Source organism: Bacteroides sp. 41_26 (assembly GCF_949740115.1).
Lineage (GTDB): Bacteria > Bacteroidota > Bacteroidia > Bacteroidales > Bacteroidaceae > Bacteroides > Bacteroides nordii.
The window spans coordinates 1-18,165 of record NZ_CATJGZ010000095.1 but is presented as its reverse complement, the minus strand read 5'-3'; the positions used below and the strand labels follow the sequence as shown (position 1 = coordinate 18,165).

16 protein-coding genes are annotated in these 18,165 nt (G+C 37.5%); 4 read left to right on the top strand and 12 right to left on the bottom strand.

Features of this window, described 5'->3' with window-relative positions; translation table 11 throughout:
• Window positions 1–59: 59 nt before the first annotated feature.
• Together QX565_RS14870 and QX565_RS14865 are read right to left on the bottom strand one after the other, a co-directional pair.
• Complete coding sequence (locus QX565_RS14870) at window positions 60–1,037, bottom strand: lytic transglycosylase domain-containing protein (protein ID WP_221648657.1); 978 nt, start codon at window positions 1,035–1,037, stop codon at window positions 60–62.
• 91 nt (window positions 1,038–1,128) lie between these two features.
• Window positions 1,129–1,983, bottom strand: a complete 855-nt coding sequence (locus tag QX565_RS14865; RefSeq protein ID WP_289293297.1) for an endonuclease VIII — start codon at window positions 1,981–1,983, stop codon at window positions 1,129–1,131.
• A gap of 120 nt (window positions 1,984–2,103) precedes the next feature.
• Here QX565_RS14865 and QX565_RS14860 point away from each other — a divergent pair, with 120 nt between their 5' ends.
• The gene (locus tag QX565_RS14860; RefSeq protein WP_221648655.1) at window positions 2,104–3,429 is read left to right on the top strand and encodes a TIGR01777 family oxidoreductase; all 1,326 of its coding nucleotides are present in this window, start codon (window positions 2,104–2,106) and stop codon (window positions 3,427–3,429) included.
• Between the two features lie 3 nt (window positions 3,430–3,432).
• On the top strand, window positions 3,433–3,708 hold the full coding sequence (locus QX565_RS14855) for a GNAT family N-acetyltransferase (RefSeq protein WP_221648654.1): 276 nt from the start codon (window positions 3,433–3,435) through the stop codon (window positions 3,706–3,708).
• Window positions 3,709–4,263: 555 nt separating this feature from the next.
• Here QX565_RS14855 and QX565_RS14850 read toward each other — a convergent pair.
• The 5 genes from QX565_RS14850 to QX565_RS14830 all read right to left on the bottom strand — a co-directional run bounded on the left by QX565_RS14850 (window position 4,264) and on the right by QX565_RS14830 (window position 7,648).
• Window positions 4,264–4,542 carry a zinc ribbon domain-containing protein gene (locus QX565_RS14850; RefSeq protein ID WP_289293296.1) on the bottom strand — a complete coding sequence of 93 codons (279 nt, stop codon included), beginning with the start codon at window positions 4,540–4,542 and terminating at the stop codon, window positions 4,264–4,266.
• A 20-nt stretch (window positions 4,543–4,562) separates the two neighbouring features.
• Window positions 4,563–5,294 carry an SDR family NAD(P)-dependent oxidoreductase gene (locus QX565_RS14845; RefSeq protein WP_289293295.1) on the bottom strand — a complete coding sequence of 244 codons (732 nt, stop codon included), beginning with the start codon at window positions 5,292–5,294 and terminating at the stop codon, window positions 4,563–4,565.
• A gap of 416 nt (window positions 5,295–5,710) precedes the next feature.
• Window positions 5,711–6,115, bottom strand: a complete 405-nt coding sequence (bamJ, locus tag QX565_RS14840; protein ID WP_289293294.1) for a BamJ family beta-barrel-assembly machinery protein — start codon at window positions 6,113–6,115, stop codon at window positions 5,711–5,713.
• A gap of 40 nt (window positions 6,116–6,155) precedes the next feature.
• Window positions 6,156–7,286 carry an AAA family ATPase gene (locus QX565_RS14835; protein ID WP_289293293.1) on the bottom strand — a complete coding sequence of 377 codons (1,131 nt, stop codon included), beginning with the start codon at window positions 7,284–7,286 and terminating at the stop codon, window positions 6,156–6,158.
• A gap of 65 nt (window positions 7,287–7,351) precedes the next feature.
• A complete protein-coding gene (locus tag QX565_RS14830) occupies window positions 7,352–7,648 on the bottom strand; it encodes a nitrous oxide-stimulated promoter family protein (RefSeq protein WP_289293292.1) in 297 nt (98 codons plus the stop codon).
• Between the two features lie 85 nt (window positions 7,649–7,733).
• Here QX565_RS14830 and QX565_RS14825 point away from each other — a divergent pair, with 85 nt between their 5' ends.
• Entirely contained in the window at window positions 7,734–8,657 is a 924-nt protein-coding gene (locus QX565_RS14825; protein ID WP_221648646.1) for a DMT family transporter, read from the top strand.
• A gap of 313 nt (window positions 8,658–8,970) precedes the next feature.
• Here the strand turns inward: QX565_RS14825 and rlmF are convergent, their stop codons facing one another.
• Complete coding sequence (rlmF, locus tag QX565_RS14820; protein ID WP_221648645.1) at window positions 8,971–9,861, bottom strand: 23S rRNA (adenine(1618)-N(6))-methyltransferase RlmF; 891 nt, start codon at window positions 9,859–9,861, stop codon at window positions 8,971–8,973.
• Window positions 9,862–9,984: 123 nt separating this feature from the next.
• Between rlmF and QX565_RS14815 the strand changes: the two genes are divergently transcribed.
• On the top strand, window positions 9,985–10,767 hold the full coding sequence (locus QX565_RS14815; RefSeq protein ID WP_289293291.1) for a GNAT family N-acetyltransferase: 783 nt from the start codon (window positions 9,985–9,987) through the stop codon (window positions 10,765–10,767).
• 35 nt (window positions 10,768–10,802) lie between these two features.
• Here QX565_RS14815 and QX565_RS14810 read toward each other — a convergent pair whose 3' ends face one another.
• The 4 genes from QX565_RS14810 to QX565_RS14795 all read right to left on the bottom strand — a co-directional run bounded on the left by QX565_RS14810 (window position 10,803) and on the right by QX565_RS14795 (window position 17,812).
• Entirely contained in the window at window positions 10,803–12,548 is a 1,746-nt protein-coding gene (locus tag QX565_RS14810) for an SWIM zinc finger family protein (RefSeq protein WP_289293290.1), read from the bottom strand.
• A 51-nt stretch (window positions 12,549–12,599) separates the two neighbouring features.
• Complete coding sequence (locus QX565_RS14805; protein WP_221648642.1) at window positions 12,600–14,828, bottom strand: restriction endonuclease-like protein; 2,229 nt, start codon at window positions 14,826–14,828, stop codon at window positions 12,600–12,602.
• A gap of 14 nt (window positions 14,829–14,842) precedes the next feature.
• A complete protein-coding gene (locus QX565_RS14800) occupies window positions 14,843–16,795 on the bottom strand; it encodes an MrcB family domain-containing protein (RefSeq protein WP_289293289.1) in 1,953 nt (650 codons plus the stop codon).
• 108 nt (window positions 16,796–16,903) lie between these two features.
• Window positions 16,904–17,812 (bottom strand): DUF5655 domain-containing protein, encoded by a 909-nt coding sequence (locus QX565_RS14795; protein ID WP_221648640.1) that lies wholly within the window; start codon window positions 17,810–17,812, stop codon window positions 16,904–16,906.
• Window positions 17,813–18,165 lie beyond the last annotated feature (353 nt).

The following is an 18,165-nucleotide window of genomic DNA, read 5'->3' as shown; positions in this document are numbered from 1 at the left end:
AATTTAACAATATAAACTTTCCATTGTTTACCGCACTTCCCCGTACGGAAAGCACAGCGTTAATCAATTACCCATTTGGGATTGTGCGGAATTGTTTTTTTAGGATTGTAGTTCATTCCCTCTTGCGTGGGTAGATGTAGAACGTATGTACGACCTGTTTTGTTTCTCAGTGAATGCTCACGCAACCAGGGATTTGCATCACGCAATTGTGCATAGGTGAGTCCGTTCTTTTGGGCATACTCGTCCAGGTTGTCTATGGCACTGGTGATAGTCACTTTCTTGTATGGAATAGGTGGATACAAGTGTTCCCGTTTTAGCAAGAAACCAAAGCGTTGCGGATTGCTGAATATCTCTTTGGCTGCCAGTAGACGGAACATATATCGGGAAGTTTCTTCCACCAGCCAAAGGTCCATGGCATGATCTGCAAGTTGCTTGTCCAACTGCGACGAAATACGTCCCTGCCCTGCATTATAGGCCGCAGAAACAGCCATCCAGTCACCGTATTTGGCATAAGCCTGTTTGAAATACTTGCATGCGGCAATGGTTGCTTTTTCGATGTTGTAACGTTCGTCGATGTTATCGTTCACCTCCAGTCCAAATTCACGTCCGGTGGCAGGCATGAATTGCCATAATCCGGCTGCCCCTGACGGAGAACGGGCAATGGGGTTGAGGCTGCTTTCAATCACCATGAGGTATTTGAAGTCATCGGGGATACCATTGGCTTTTAAGATAGGCTCGACGATCGGGAAATAGCGGTTGGCGCGTTTCAACATTAACATGGTAGTGGAGTGCATATAGGTGAAAGACATCATTTCACGATCCATACGCTCGCGGCGGTCATAGCGGCGAAGGTCAATTGTTTCACCGTCAAAGGTAGCCTGTTCAGGAACACTGGGAGGGCTGACACAATAGGGTACTTCAGACTTCACAGAGTGTGGTTCTGTCAGTTGTGTACTACCAATGAGAATAGGCAAGGTTGCACCGGCACAAAGTGCCAGCATGATACTTAATATTTGAGTAATACGAGTTGACTTCATAATTAATAATTAAAATAAATATGCCAATGTGCCAATTACCATTCGGCATATCTTCGTAAAATATTGCGCAGCCAATTGGCACATTGGCATATTAGCACATTGGCACATTATTGTTCACTTGGCAGCCACTGCAATAGTAGATACTGCCACCCAGATAGTTTTCTTTCTTTATCGTTTCTCCGCAACGGGGGCAGGCGGTACCTGCTGTGTCTTTAGACAGATGTGGTATATATCCTCCGTTTTTTCCAAAAATATCTGTTTCCGTACTGCGTCCTCCTTGTTCATAAATCTCGTGGAGCGTAGACTTTACCTTATCGTAAAGGTTTTCTCTTTTCTCCGTAGACAGAGCGTTGATCTTAGTTTTAGGGTGGATACGGGCATTGTACAGGATGTCCTGTAATACTCCGTTGCCTAATCCGGGTATGGTTTGTTCGGTAGCCAGAAAAGCTTTTGCCGTTTTTTTCTGTGCATCTTCGGCGTTTATCAGCTCCATGAAATATTCTTTGCTGAACTCTTCTGACATCACCTGCGGTTTATTTTTCGCCGCTTCGTAATAGGCAGATATAGGAGCATCGAATCCTTCGTTGGGAAAACACCACAAACCACCATACATTCGTACAGAAGCTACCAGGCAACTCTCGTCTTCGAAACCAATGAGTAGCTGGTGTTTGGCGGGAAGCCTTTCTCCGGGGGCAAAGTAACGCAGGTTGACGCCATCCGTAAGAATCAGTAACATCTCTCCGGCTTTTATCTCAATCATTCCGCCACGGGGATTGATTTCATCAATTGTTTTCCCGGCAAGTCGTTCGGGATACTCTTCCGGGTTGCCATAAAACCACGCGAATTTATGGGGTGTGTATTGCGCAAACACATCGGTAATCTTCTTTCCTCTTACAGTCCGGTTCAGTTGCTCGGACAGATAACGGGCTTCGGGAGCTTCGATCATGGGATTTATGAATTATGATTTATGAATTACTGCAAAGATACTCTCATTTTACGAGCTTCAAAGAACTTTTCCCGCTTTTAATACGTTTTTGTACTATACATTAAAAACAGTTTACGTCACATGAATATAGCAATCAGCGGAGCCAGTGGCTTTATTGGCAGGCATCTTACAGCATTTCTCACGGAGCAGGGACACCGGGTAGTTCCTTTGGGGCGGCCTATGTTCCGGGAGGGTACGTTAGGGTATCTGGTACAGGCATTGTCTCATTGTGACGTAGTCATTAACCTGGCCGGTGCACCTATCAGCAGGCGGTGGACACCAGAGTATAAACGGGAGCTGTATGATAGCAGGATCAATGTGACACATCGCATCATTCGTGCTTTGGGAGCAGTACGCCGGAAGCCTCAGCTTATGATTTCGGCTTCTGCCGTAGGATATTATCCGTTGGAGGGAACTTTTGATGAATATACCAATACGCGGGGGAGTGGATTTCTTGCTGATCTTTGTTATGCCTGGGAAAAAGAAGCCAAACGCTGTCCCCCGGAAATGCGGCTTGTGATAGCCCGTTTTGGAGTTGTCCTCTCTCCGGACGGAGGAGCTATGGAGCAAATGTTGCGTCCTTTAAAGATGAAATTGGCTGCTGCTATAGGTCCGGGCACACAACCTTTTCCGTGGATTAGTATTAATGATCTTTGCCGTGCAATGGCTTTTATTATCGAGAATGATGCGTTACGGGGAACTTTTAATTTTGTATCTCCGCAAGAGATTACGCAATATGCTTTTGCCCGTGCACTGGGCAAAGCCTACCATGCCTGGGGGACGATTATTGTACCTCATATATGTGTGCAACTGATGTATGGCGAAGGTGCGACTTCACTTATAACCGGGCAATATGTACGTCCCGGAAAACTACTGGAAGCAGGATTTAAATTTAGTGATGCTGTGGTGGAACAGCTGTTTCAGGGGATAGACCATAGTACCGTCAATGAACTTGATTTGCCTCGTTATATGGGGCGCTGGTATGAAATAGCCCGTTACGATCATCGTTTTGAACGTGGGATGTCTGAGGTGACAGCTACTTATACGCTGCTTCCCGATGGAAGTATCCGGGTAGAAAATGCCGGATACAAACAAGATGCTCATGGCAGAGGTAGGTACAAGCGTGCTATAGGACGTGCAAAGATACCTGATATTACTCATCCCGGAAAACTTAAAGTTTCATTCTTTCTGTGGTTTTATTCTGATTATTATATATTAGAACTGGATAAGGAAGGGTACAACTACGCTCTCATCGGTAGCAGTTCCGATAAGTATTTGTGGATATTAAGCCGGACACCTCAATTGCCCGAAGAGGTAAAGAAACGGTTGTTGACTGTTGCGTTACAGCGAGGATATGATATAAACTTATTAATATGGATTAACCAAAGTACACTTAAAATAGATTAGATTATGGAATATAAAATAGAACATCAGCCCGAACAGAAGCTGTTTAAGACTGAAGTAGAAGGTCGTACAGCTTTTGTACAATACCGTCTGTTGAACGGAGGTCTGGATATTATTCATACAATCGTTCCACGTCCACTGGAAGGACAAGGGATAGCTGCTGCGCTGGTGAAGGCTGCATATGATTATGCCGTTGCTAACGGATTGAAACCCAAGGCCACCTGCTCATATGCTGTTGCATGGTTACAACGTCATCCGGAGATGGCAAAAGGAGCAGTATAAAGATAACATTTATTTAACTCTCTAATAATAAGGTGAGGCTTTGGCTTCACCTTTTGTTTTATATTCATACTTCTCAATTTTAACTTGCAGGTTTTGACCTTGTAAGTATCAAATGGTATGAGTTCTCTTGTCTTTCCTTCTGCCTTAAACAGGGAATAGTTGTTTCAACTTATTTCAAGAGCGTGAGAATTTTGTTTCATTAGTATGAAACACTTGTTTCAACCTGTTGAGAATAAATTCTCAACCCATTAAGAAAAGTTTCTCACCGTATTGAGAAAAAATTCTCAATGCATTGAAACAATAAAAAAAGAGAAGAAGCGTGTGTCTGCTCAGAAACTTTTCCGACTAACGATTTTAATACAAGTACCTTACTATAAGGTATGCTCCATGTATGCCGACAGCAAAGAGGATGTGAACGGTTGGTGTCTTTTTCCGGAAGCTCGAATATATCTTCTTGATAAATGGTATTCCGATAGTTAACGATGGCTTCCCGTAAGAAGATAACTTAACTACCGGAAAATTTTGTTTCACAGGAAAGTAAGAAGTGAATGACGATTATTTATTTGCTTTCCAACGCTTCAGTTGTGGGAAGAACTGTTTCATATTTGCAATTGCTTCTTCTTTCGTCATCTTTATTTCAGAGTCATTGTTGAATTCATCTACAAACTGGGCGCAATGATTAATCATCTCGTCCATGGTACAATCTGCAGTGAAGTGTCCGTCAGCATAGCAATAACAGCAATATTCTTCATTCTTGCTACCATCTACTTCTGTTCCCAGTACGGCGGTGTCATTCAGTGGCATGCCACAGCTTTGGCAAAATTTCTGTTCCATAATTAGTTTTTGTATTTAAGTTATTTGGTTTTTATCGATAATCGTTTCCATATCCAGCGTGGTATCATTCGCCAGAAGAATACGATAAGGGCATACCGCCAGTCAACGACTACCACCCGTTGCTTACGATTGAGTGCCCGTATAATGTGAGTAGCCACTTTTCTGGGATTCATTAACAGTGGATATCTCTTACCGTCATTTAATAAGGCGGTAGATACAAACCCAGGCCGGATATCCGTGAAATAAATATTTAGCTTTTGCATGTGTGCAAGCTGTTCAAGGGCGTCAATGTATGTGTTTTGAAATCGCTTTGTAGCAGAGTAAGCAGGTGCAACTCCCAACCCTTTTGTTCCGGCTATGGAACTGATAACTGCCAGATGCCCCCCACTATGTAAGTGGAAATATTGGAAGGCAGCAGTAACCATTCGCGTGAATCCTTCTACATTAGTACTAACTGTTTGCAGCTCGATGTCCGGATTCAATTCCATATTCTGATGTCCTATGCCCGAACTGAGTAAAAATAAATCCATACCTCCCAATTTCTCGATTAGTTTGTGCAACTTTTCGGTGGCATCATCTTTAGTTATATCCAATACTTCGGTTTCTATGTTATCTGGCGCAATTGTTCGAAATGCTTCCAGCGAAGAGTGGCGTCTCCCTGCCACGCCTACTTTCCATCCTTGTAGCAGTAACCCTTTGGCTACTTCTTGTCCGATACCGGAGGTGGCTCCAATGATAATTGCTTTTTTCATTCCCTTGTTTGTAAGATTAGTATTTTGATTGGCAGAAGCAAAGGTAGATAAAACTTTTGAAAAATAGTCTGATATATTAAAAGTCTGACTTTTTAATCCACCTTTGGGCTGAATAATGCAAATATAGAAATTTATTTCTAATGTAACCTATCCATCTCTTTCCCTAAAATGAATATAATATCATAATGAAATGGCCTTTTTCCCATTTTGGAAAGCTTCTTTTTCATTTTGGTAGGATGGTGGATGAACTGTTTTGCATTATGAAGAAAATATATCATTGATACTGATATGTTTATTTGTTTATGGTAGAGTATTATCAGGGAATATACGTATTGAGAACAAAAGCAGTCAGTGTACTGTTACTGTTCTATCCGGGATTTTGGAAAAATAGATAATCTTTCCAAGGAGCAAGAGATTTATCCTTTGACTCCTTGCAGTTCTACTTCAAAAATCAATGTTGAGTAAGCAGGGATATTTCCACAGGCCCGTGTACCATATCCTAACTCGTAAGGGATATAAATGATCCAACGCGAACCAGTGGGCATTACTTTCAGTGCTTCCTGCCAACCTTCAATGACATCTTTCACCCGGAAGATTTCAGGGCGTTTGCGGGCAAAGGAGTCATCAAATACTTTTCCATCAATGAGGGTCCCCCGGTAGTGTACTTTTACGGTACTTTTGGCTGTTGGCACGGGGCCATTTCCCTTTAACAGAATTTTATACTGCACTCCGCAGGGAAGTTCCATTACTTCTTCTTCGGTGAGATTCTCTTTCAGAAAACGTTCGTTTGCTTCTTTATACTCTTTATGTTTAAGACTCATAATTTATATCTGGTTAATCTGTCATTAAAAACAAAACTCTTTAGTAATTTTCTTTTAGCCATATTCCTAAAAACTGATCATAAATTTGGTAAGTTCCCAGTTCCTGTGTCACAAAATCCTTTTCCAATAGTCCTTTTAGTGCAGACTGTACGGAGCTTGACGAAGATAATTTGTATTTTTTTATAAATGCTCCCGATGTGATTGCCTGGGCTTTTCCTTCTTTAGTGATGGCAATGAGTAACTCTTTTTGCTTTTCCGGTAAACGGAAGAGTATCTCGGAATAAGTATATTTGAATGAATCTATAATTTGACGTATCGCTTCACTCACCATTTTTACTTCACAGATCGTGCCTTGGGCTGTCATATCATAGAGGGTATGAAGCACTTTTTGCATGTACCAGGTGATACCGTCAAACTGATGGTAGATGGTTTCGATGGTTTCATTTGTAATACTCTTTCCGGCTTCATTGAAATGCCGTTGGGCGAATAATGTGTAATCTGTCAAAGAGATACTTTCCAGATGCATTATCGAAACACTTTGATAAAACGGTCGCGAAGCGGTAAGAAACATGTTACCCATCACATGCCGTTGGCTTCCGGCGAAGATAAAGTGTGCGTTATTACAACGTTGAACATAGGTGCGCAGCGTTGCTTCTATATTGTCTTCTGCATATCCGGCTATCTGCTGAAACTCGTCAATGGCAACAAGACAGGGTTTTTCGGCACGATTCAGATACTGAAATATTTCGTCAAGCGTAGTTGGAGGAGCTTGTATATCTCCTAATCCGAGGTTTAGAGAAGGAGTACCGTTAATATCAAAAGTCAGGCTTGTCTGTAAAGACTTGACACTCTCCCAAAAAGCCTGTAGTGCTTTCTTTCCGGCGGGCTTTAATCCTTCCAGAATCTCTTTGCTGAGAGCGAATACAAAATCGCGTAAGGATTTGCTGGCATAGATATCTATGAAGAATGTATAATAGTGTTTTTGAATCTCTTTATTTTGAAAACAATGTTGGATTAATCCGGTTTTTCCCATTCTACGGGTGGAGATAATAGCTATATTGTTTCCGTTAGTTACTTCCCGGATGAGGATTTCACTCTCTTTCTTCCGGTCGCAAAAGTAAGCAGGGGATATATATCCACTTGTAATAAAAGGATTTCTGATGATTGGCATAACTTTGTTTCTTTATTATGCAAAGATAATTATTATAAAGTAATAATGCAAAGATAATAATAATCTTATTGAAATAGATGTTTTATGGCCTCCCATGGTGTATAAAGGAGCATTCTTGGTCCGGAGAAACGCATCACTTGTCGCATCCGTTCACGCATAACAGGCTTATAGCAGTGTACGGTACACTGTTTGCACGAACTTTTATTCTCTCCGAACGGACAATGGTCCAGTCTTGCATGGGCATAACGCAACAACTCTTCGCACTGAATGCAAAGGTATTTATTCTTTTCTTTTTTCCGGCAATAGAGTCGGATCATTAACTCTACGATTCGTTTCTCCCGGTCAATACGATTCTTACTCAAATTTATTATTTGTTAGATGGCTACAAATGTAACCAACATATCTAAAAGATACGTATCTTTGCACCCCGAAAATAAGAGGATTGCTATGAATATTAACAGCAAAGCGAAAGGATTTGTTTGTGGAGCCGTGGCGGCAGCTACATACGGCATGAATCCGTTGTTTACTCTCCCGTTATATAAAGAAGGGATGAGTGTGGACTCGGTATTGTTTTATCGTTACGGTTTTGCCGTCCTTATTCTTGGTATCCTGATGAAGATACAAGGGCAATCATTTGCTTTGAAGAAGAACGAAATACTTCCGTTGGTGGTGGGAGGTTTACTCTTTTCCGCCTCTTCTTTGCTTCTGTTTATGAGTTACAAGCATATGGATGCAGGCATTGCTTCTACTATTCTGTTTGTTTATCCGTTGATGGTTGCCGTCATTATGTTTCTGTTTTTTCGTGAAAGGATATCTCTGTTGACTGTCTTTTGTATCTTGATGGCACTTTCGGGTATTGGTATGCTTTACAAAGGGGATGGTGGCGAAACTCTTAGTTTGATGGGTATGCTGCTGGTTATTCTCTCTTCGTTGTCATATGCTGTTTATATTGTAGGAGTCAATCACTCTACCCTTAAACTGATGTCTACAGCTAAGCTAACTTTTTATGCCTTACTTTTCGGACTTTCTATCTATATTGTTCGTTCCAACTTTTGTACAGAGTTACAGGCTATTCCTTCTCTTCCGGCCTGGGGGAATATTCTTGCAATGGCTTTTTTGCCTACGGTTATCTCTCTGATCTGTACTGCCATATCAATACATAGCATTGGTTCTACCTCTACAGCTATTATGGGGGCACTCGAACCGGTAACTGCTCTTTTTTTCGGTGTAATGATATTTGGTGAGCGACTCACACCTCGTCTGATGCTGGGGATTCTGATGATTCTTGTTGCCGTAACTTTTATTGTTGTAGGTAAATCTGTTATGGAGAAGATAAATCATCTGTTTATACAGTTGCTACATCGCCGATAATCAATGGCTGATTTTAGAGCGTTTCTTTATAGTTGATAAAACAGGAAGTTTGTTTTGTCAGAATGTATAGGGGAAGATAAATCCTTGTATAATAATTGTCTTGTAAATAGTTGAGAATCAATAGGAGAGAGGCGTACATATCTCCATTGCAAAAGTGTACAATAAAGGATGTGTTAATTGTACACTTTTATCATATAATATTGTACACTCTTATGCTACCAAACTGTACACTCTTGTCGATAGAAAACTGAATGTTAATTTTCTTGTTAACAACGTTAATGAAAATCAGCTTTTTTATATAGTTACTTCCCTGTTAAAATCTCCACGCCAATATCCTGCTGCTTTTTGTTCCTTGCTGCATCCGGATCGTTTTGTATTCAGCTACATCTTCTAATTTTAGTCGGGTATATAGTTTGTCCAGATTCTTCTCTTTAGAAACTAAACTGGTGAACCAGCCACAGTTCCTCTGATATTTCCGGCTTTCGATAATCATATCCAAAAGAAAGCGGAGTTCTCCACCTTTGCACCAAAGTTCATTTGCATTGCCGCCAAAATTTAGTTGGGCTTTGGATACTTTTTTTCCTTTCAAACTGCTAAGCTTGCGTAGTGTTCCTTCTTCCGCTTCTTCTTTAGAACTGTGAAACGGGGGATTACATATGGTCACATCGAAATATTCATCCGGTTGTATTATTCCTTTGAAAATACTCCGGTTGTCCTTTTGTAATCGTAATTCTATCTTATGGACTAATACCGGATTGCAGGTAACAATCTTCCTGGCATTCTCTATTGAGACAGGATCAATATCCGAACCGACAAATGTCCATCCATATTCAGTACAACCAATGATCGGATAAATACAATTGGCACCTACACCAATATCCAGACATCTGTATTTGGGTACTTCCTCTAATGGATTTCCGGAGTTAAGTAAATCGGCAATGTAATGGATATAGTCTGCTCTGCCGGGAATGGGAGGGCATAAATATCCTTTTGGAATATCCCAGTACCGGATTCCGTAATAACTTATTAGTAATGCTTTATTAAGAGCCTTTACTGCCTGCGGATTGAAAAAGTTGATACTTAATGTTCCGTATGGATTGGGTGAAACAAACTTCTTGAGCGGTGGATAATTTTCTGTCAGTTTCGAAAAATCATACTGCCCGTTGTGCCTGTTTCTTTTATGTAATTCGTTTCTTTCTGTCATGGCGGCAAAGATACGGAGAATCTGTTTTATTATTATGGAATAATTTATTAAATTGGCGAAGTAGGATGATGTTATGTTATTATGAATTGCGTATTTTTGCATATACCAATAAATAGAATAAATATGGAAACGAAATATCTTACTCTAACAAAGGAAAACATAGAGACTGAGCATATTTGTTGTGCCTTCTCTGATAAGAAATGTAAAGAAAGTTATGAGTTGAAAAAAGAGTGGTTGAAAAGAGAGTTTGATAATGGATTTGTTTTCAGACGCCTTGATGAGCGTGCTAAAGTGTTTATAGAATATGTGCCTGCCGAAAAAGCATGGATACCTGTTGATGCTCCCGGTTATTTAATGATAAACTGTTTCTGGGTGTCAGGACAATACAAGGGAAAAGGGTATGGTAAGGCTTTGCTGCAATCGGCCATTGACGATGTAAAAGAACAGGGAAAACATGGTCTGGTTACCGTAGCCGGTACATCTAAATTTCATTTTATGAGTGATACAAAATGGCTCTTGAAACAAGGGTTTGAGACTGTAGATAAACTTCCTTACGGATTTAGTCTTTTAGTCCTGAAGATAAATCCGGATGCATTGAACCCTTCGTTTAAAGTGTGTGTGCCAACCGGAGAATGTGAGGATAAAGATGGGGTAGTCGTTTATTATACCAATCGTTGTCCGTTTGCGGAATATCATGTTCGTAATTCCTTGGTAAACGTAGCTGAAAGTAAGGGAATCCCATTGAAAATAGTGAAGTTACAAACTCTGGAACAAGCACAGACAGCTCCTACACCGGCCACAATATTTTCTCTTTTTTATAATGGGAAGTTTGTCACGACCGATCTGAGTGCGTGTATTGATAAGCGGTTTGATAAAGTAATAAAGATAGAGACACAACCTGGATGATTGTGTCTCTTTATTTGCGATGGACAAATTCCTTCTCAGAAGTTTCTTAAAACTTCCATCATACTTGGGCGTCGTTTATAGGTAACTCTGAATTCTTCAACAATCTCCTGTACCAGTGCTTTACCACCTTTCAGTTTTATCGTTTCTTTCAGAATTCGGGCAATGTATTCATAATGGTTTCTGCCTACATTCTCTTCTGCATATTTGCAAATACTTTTATGGAGAAGTTGCAGAATTTCACCGGAGTAGATTTCTGTCAGATGGTGGGCATAATGGAGCAATGCCTCTATTGATCTGTGGGATGTGTCGGACAACAAATTTAGCAGACTTTCATAATCTTCTTCTTCTGCGTAGATATCTGCTTCATTACATTGTCCCCCCAAATAATATTTGATGAATTTCGTTTGCTTCATCATTGCATTTAAAAATGTTTTCCATTTTTCTTTTGCCACGTACTTTTTCAGTTTGCGATAATAGGCAAGATCACCGTTTTCTAATATAAACAGCTCTTTACATGCATCTATAAGGTCTGGAATATTTTCTGTCTGCTCGTAAATCGACAGTTTATATTCCAGCCATTCTTTTATCGTTCCCAACTCTCCTTTCTTTTGCGCTATTTGTATTCCCTCATTCAGTGTTTTTATCGTTTCATCATATTGTTGGTTTTCAATGTAGCGTTCTACTTCCTGTTTCCTGATTTCCGGTAGGTAGAGATAAAACTTTATGGTGGCTTGTGCCTCTTCTTCACGATGCAGTGCACGTAAAATATCGACTTTACGTTCAATTAGTTTATAAAGTTCCCAACTGTCTTTTCTTTCTTCAATTAATTGATTCACATATGATAAAGCCTCCTCTTTCGTTTGTGTCTCTAATGTTATCAGTTCCAGTAATTGTTCTATATCATAAATGTCATACTCCCTGTAAGCTGATAATTTTTCTATTAGTCTGACTTCCTTCAGAATTTCTTTTTTTAATGTAGCGGATGCATCAGAGTGTTTGATTATATTCATTAGTATTTTTCCTGAACTGTCACAGAAATTAATAATAGCCATTCCGTCATGATACAGTAATTCTTGTTCTATATAGTTTTCACCAATAGATTGTAAAATTTGCAAAGCAATTGAAGCAGCATCCGCAAAATTATGTCGTTCACATAGTAATTCTGCTTTTTTCAGATAACCGTCCAGGTAACAGGACACTTTGTTCCAATCAGTCTCTGGTCCGTGATATCTTCCGTATCTATTTTCGGTTTCTCTATAAGGTATGTTGAAACATTGTTGTATTTCTGTCCGGTAATCCAGACTTGTTTTATTCGTTGTGTTCCGTGCAGGGAGAAATTTTTCTATTAACGCCTGTTTGCATTCAGGATGTCCGGAAGCATATTCCAATATGAAGTTAGATAATTGCTTCGGTGAAATGAAAGATAATATGTCTTTTACGTTAGTGTCTTTCGATATTTTCTTTTGTTTCTCCATGATCTTTACTTCTTTAGCAGACAGGAAACGTTTTTCTTTGGATTTGTTTTCACGAATTGCTAATATTACGGCTACTACATGCTTGCAAATATCACCATCATACGGACAATCACAATCCCAATATACAATTTCTTTGCCTTCTATAGAAACCTCTACTTCATAATCCTTCGTTCCTTCTACTTGCGCAATCCATTCACCCGGTTCTGTTTCTTCCAGTTCGGTAACTGTACCACTTTCAAAGTATTCCTCTCCTCGCATCCATATATGTGGAGGTACAAAGTTCTCAAAATTGGATAGTGTCATCATAATAATTCTAATTTTAAGTTGAGAGCGTATCGCTCTGTTATTTGATTGAATCTATAAGATTTCTTTGATAACCTCTGTTATTGAATCATATTCTTTGAAGAAAAGTTTATAATCAATATTGGAGTATCGGATAGGAACGAACTGCTTCACTCCTGTTAAATAGGATGGAGAGGTCAGTTTCATGTAAACTCTAAAATCTGTAGGACTTACATTTTCTTTTGTTTTGATACCTGGGATGTCATTGCGATGTCTTATAGATGCGTATTCAATCCGATACATGTCTCTAATTTTTCCCTCGATTATTGGGACAAAATAATCATATTTCTGAAAATTCAAATGTTCATAAACACCTCCCATCTTGATCTTTCCAAAATAATAATGTATTTCTGTATTTCGTTCTTTAAAATCTTTGAAATAGGAGTGTCCCTTAGAAATGGGTACTAATAAAATACTTCCGGGTTTACTAAAAGTTAACATCATCTCTTTATGAGAAAAAGTCTGTTCTAGAATCTGATAGGTTGGACATTCCCAAATTAATTTTTTGAGAAACTTTCTTAGTAGTTCTTTACTCTCATTATCTTGTGGGCGTAAAGGAAATGCACCTATATTTACTTTTTCAATGGATTTATAAAAATTCATTTTTTCAACAGCACTATCTTCTCCATTTCCAGGGAAAAGAATATATCCTCCAATGACTTCTTTTTTTAGTTGATTTGTAGTTGTATCCTTATAAAAAATAGCGTCTCTATAGCGATGTAATTGATTGATAGCATCGTCTGGTGGAGTGTCCACATTATTTTTAGTGTTTTCTATTCTGTATTTGGCATCAAATAGGTAAGTTAATTTTATACCTTGTTTTATATCACGTCTAGTAAGTTGCAGTATAATATCTGGTTGCTGAGATACAGTATACGATGCAGTATGTGGAATGATAGTTACTTGTTGATCTTGATTCTCAATATTGTTTTTGGGATTATAGCAAATTTCGGCTAATTCAATATTATGCTTGGAAAATATTACCTTTGATAATTCTCCCTTTCCTAGTTGAGTGATGAATTTCTTTTCTGGCTTTTTTGAATAATTGGTTTCTACCTCATTTCCAAGTAATTCTTTGACTATATTTTTAAGTTCAATGAAACACCATATCTCATATAGTTTGGCTATATCTTTTAGTTCTAGACTGTTTGCTCCCTCTTTTAAATCATATCCACAACTAAGCAATATCCAATCATGATAAACTTCAGAATAACCAGTAGCTTGCTTTAAAACTAATGACTCTTGTGTAAATCCATGAAATTCACCTACTGTTCTAAATAAAGGATGATGAGCCAATCTCTTTAGTTCATGTTCTTGATCATTCAGACTAGCAATATATTTTTCTGATAATTGCTTGTATCCCTTAATAATTCTATTTTTTAAATCAGAGAATTTTTCTAAGATGACGTTTACGCAATATTTCAGAAAACGGTTTTCTACTGTATTTATACTAATTGAAGGTACTTCGGTACGATATAGATGGGTTCGATTTTGGCGATGCTCTGCCAATTGCATTTCATGTTGTGGACTTAGATGTTTTAATTGATCAGCTCTTAAATAAAGTTCTCGTTGTACAAGTTGATTCCTTGGCTTATCAATGATACTTTTTACTGCCTGTATGAAGTTATGTTGAATATCTTTAAATAGATTCCACCAAATAATATCTGGAGTTTCTCCTGTATTATCAACTCCGAAAGTATGATATGTTTTCTTTAAAAAGTCGATAGATAGCATTCGATATTCTTTTTCAATATCGTTTATAATCTTCTTTAGATCTTTATGATAGTTTAGTTTAATGGAAAGAACATCATAACAGAGTTGTGAATGTTTTATCTTCCCATTCTTTAGTTTATAATCTATATTGATTTCTGCTTTACCGATATCATTGCCATAGTTTAGGTGTCCAAAAAGTACTCGATTATTCTGATTAAACATAAAGTTGTCCTGAATACTTTTTAAGGGAGTATTAATCCAAGCATCTTCAACTTCTTTCTTTTTAAAACTTATCCAAAATTGATAATCAGTATTTTCAAAAAAGATAGAACGGTATTTTTTCTCTTGCTTCAACTGCTCTCCATTAATTTGCAAAGAGGCATTATTATCCCATTTATATATAGAGTAAAGTGCCTCATCATTTTGTCCTACTCGCATGCAAGTCTGTGCTTTCTTATATGTTTTATTATAAGAAGGACAATAAACCATTAGTTCATAGTCGGGATGATCTAATCTAAGCAGTTCTTCCATTTTGTATTTAGAGATTAACTCCAGAAATCGCAATAATAAGCCATTTCTAGCTTGTTTTTCATTCTCTTTATCTTTTTCAAGGAGATAGAATCTTCTGGTTTGATTCCTCCTTTTTCAATTTGTTTTTGTATGATATCGTATAAATCATCAAGTATTGTACCTATCTTGTTCTTATCTCCTTCGATACGACTTAGTATTTTCATACAAGTAATTTCATCAAGTGCACGAGCGATACACTGTTCCTGTGTGTTTGTTCCTTGATAAGGTAGGTTAGCCAATATATAGAGCAGAAATTCATTGCGTGTGCGATAAGCTATTTGGAATGGACTTTCTTCTAATTTCTTATTTATTTGTTTGAGATATTCGATGATCGAATCGCATACTTCTATATTATTTTCATATACATCATATCCTTCAACAGCTTCGGGTAAAAATGCTTTTGCAGGGATAGGAATTATAGCATCCTTTGTTTTACTGAGACCACTTTTTAAATCTACATTATTCATTTCAATAGTCATGGCACGATCTAGCACTTTGCGGCTAAAGCTATAAGTCGTTTCATCCATATTAACAGTTCCCATCACAATCAAGTTTTGAGGAATCGAAATACCCTGTTCTTTAAATTGTTTTTTCAGTTTCTCTATTTTAGTAGCTACAGCAGAATCGTTCCATCCTTCGTTAGTCCAGAAGTTATGAAATAGTTCCTTCAATATTTGATCTGATACATTTGTTTTCTGGTCAGTTTTATCCCAAGTGATCAAAGGGGGAATTAAAGTGTCTGTTACTATTTTGTTATCTCTTAATTTTCTACTTTCTATCACACTTAAGTACTCAGCAAAATATTGTTCTACAGGGGCAAGATTCATTTCATCTAGACAGAGAAAAAAGGGAGTTTCCTCATAGAACCAAGCTTTTGCTATAAATCTCAAAAAATCGGTTACTATATATTCAGGATGACCAGATACGCGTGTCACATATCCTAATAGTTCGCAGGAATCATGCCAGTTAGGACGTACTGATATAATTTCATAATTAAATGGTTTTTGTGTCTTCTCGGGATTTTCGTTACTAGTTGCATAGGCCAATTGTCTAATGATGCGAGATTTGCCTGTACCTGAGATTCCAGCAAGTAGAACAAAAGGCTTCGATTTGATAGCGGTGATATATTGCCGTAAGTGAGTTGGAATAGAATGATAGTCTATGTGGGTCTGAAGATTAATCTTTTGCATTTTAGTATTAGGTGTTTCTGTCTGTATAATCATTTGTTTTTTATAGAATTGTATGATTCCCAATAAGTCTTCATTAATAATTGTTGGATCTAAATCATTAATATTATAACTCTTGAATATATAGGAACTTCCATAACGTTTAGGTTTAATTCCTTTTTTCTGGAAAAAGTCAGAAATAGTTTCAGGTGGTGTATCGAAACTCCAATTAATTTCTGGTGGAATAGTTTCACTTAAACCATACGCTAAAATAAGTATATCATATTCTTTATAATAAAGATATACAGGGTAAATTCCATGGCTAGTTGTTTGTCCATCATATAAAAATGAAATCCATGGTATCCGGGCAATATTCCCTTTTCCAAAACTGATTGCAATAGACAAATCTTCTATCTCATTTCTGTAACCTTGAGTCTTTAAGTTATTGGTCTTAGACTGTTCTATAAACTTGATTAGGGTGTCATAGAAATTAAAGTCATTTTTTTTAGAAACAATAGTAAACCCTAATGCTCTTAACCTATTGAAACAAATAGTTTTGTTTCCACCTTCAAAATCTTTTCTGCTGATTTGTGTTCCAGTAGAATATTTATATGCATATTCCATTATAAGTTTTGGTGGATATCTTTTATTATCATATAGGACGTCGTACGTAGATGAATTTGCATTTTTAGGAATGCCATTTTTATCAATATCTGATATAGCATGTATTACTGCTTCTTTGGTGACTTTGTCGAAATCCATAGCTCTTTTATTGTTGACCTTAATTTACGTAATAATCTTAGTAATAACAGACATACTTTTGGAGAACTAACTCTTATTCATTATTGTACTGTGTGTTATTTTCTTATTTTATACAATGGCTTGTTTTACTAAACTCATTATATATTCCAGATTCACATCACTCTCTATTTTTATCATATAGTCTCCATTTCCCCAGTGCCCTACAGTAGATACATCATGCGCCAATGATTTACTATCATCAAGTTTGCCTTTGCTCATGTTGATAAATATTTTCAAACTATTCTTTTGTACTTCTATATCACAAAAATTACTATTGTTCTTTTTAAAAGCAACATAAAGTTTCTGTGGTTTTACCTCAATATCTGTTGAGAGATTAAGGATTGCGTTTTTATATTTCTCATATAGTTCTACAATGTGGTCCGATTTTCCTTGTAGATGTTCTGTTTCAGTGTACGCTTTTATTTCATTAGAGATCTGTTGATACTTTGGGCTTCTTTGTAAAATTGGCATGATACTCTCTGTAGCATTTGTTTTGTGGATGGGATTGATAAAAATGAGTTCACCTTCATATCGTTTTATCTCCCAAAGTTCGATAGCCAAGTCTTTGAAGTTTACAGCCTCTTTTTGATTTTCAGTAAAGCTTGGCGTAACAAATGCTACGCGCGATTGCGACCAATCCACATCCGTTCTTTTTAGACTCCTTTGTTTATTCTCGTTATATTCTAGTATAAAATCAGCTTTATTGGCGAGCATTAAACTTAAATAAGTAAGCCCTTGGTCAAAAACACTACTATTTCGTTCTCGCTTGTACTCAATGATGACAAACCCCTTACTCTGCGGATCAAATCCCAACGTATCAATACGTTTATTCTTGATCGTAAATTCCGATTTTACTAATTCAAGTCCCATGATGGCAGATAGATTATTTTCAAATAATCGCTGTATTTCACGCTCCAATTTGAAAGGTTTTTCTTTTAGATTGGATAACTGTGTAGAGGTGTTTTTATATAAAGGCATAGCTTTATCCTATTTTCTGAAATTATATATTAGAGATTAGTTTTCTTAAAATTACAAATATAGGTATAAGATTTTATTGATAAAAGGATGTGAGAGTTTTTTTCTGATTAATCGTGAGAAGAGAGTTGAAAATACGATATTATGAATTTTTTCTGTTATGAAACATTTTATTCGTTTTCTTTTGCTTGTCCGTTTTTATATTAAAGATAGATATAGCATTATTGAGAGAAGAGGACTTTCACGGAAAGCATATAAAAAAACGGTACCCCGATTCACATCGCAGCACCGTCACAACACAAACACAAAATAAAACACGACAAAACTACTATGCAATCTTACCTGTCTATGCCGGG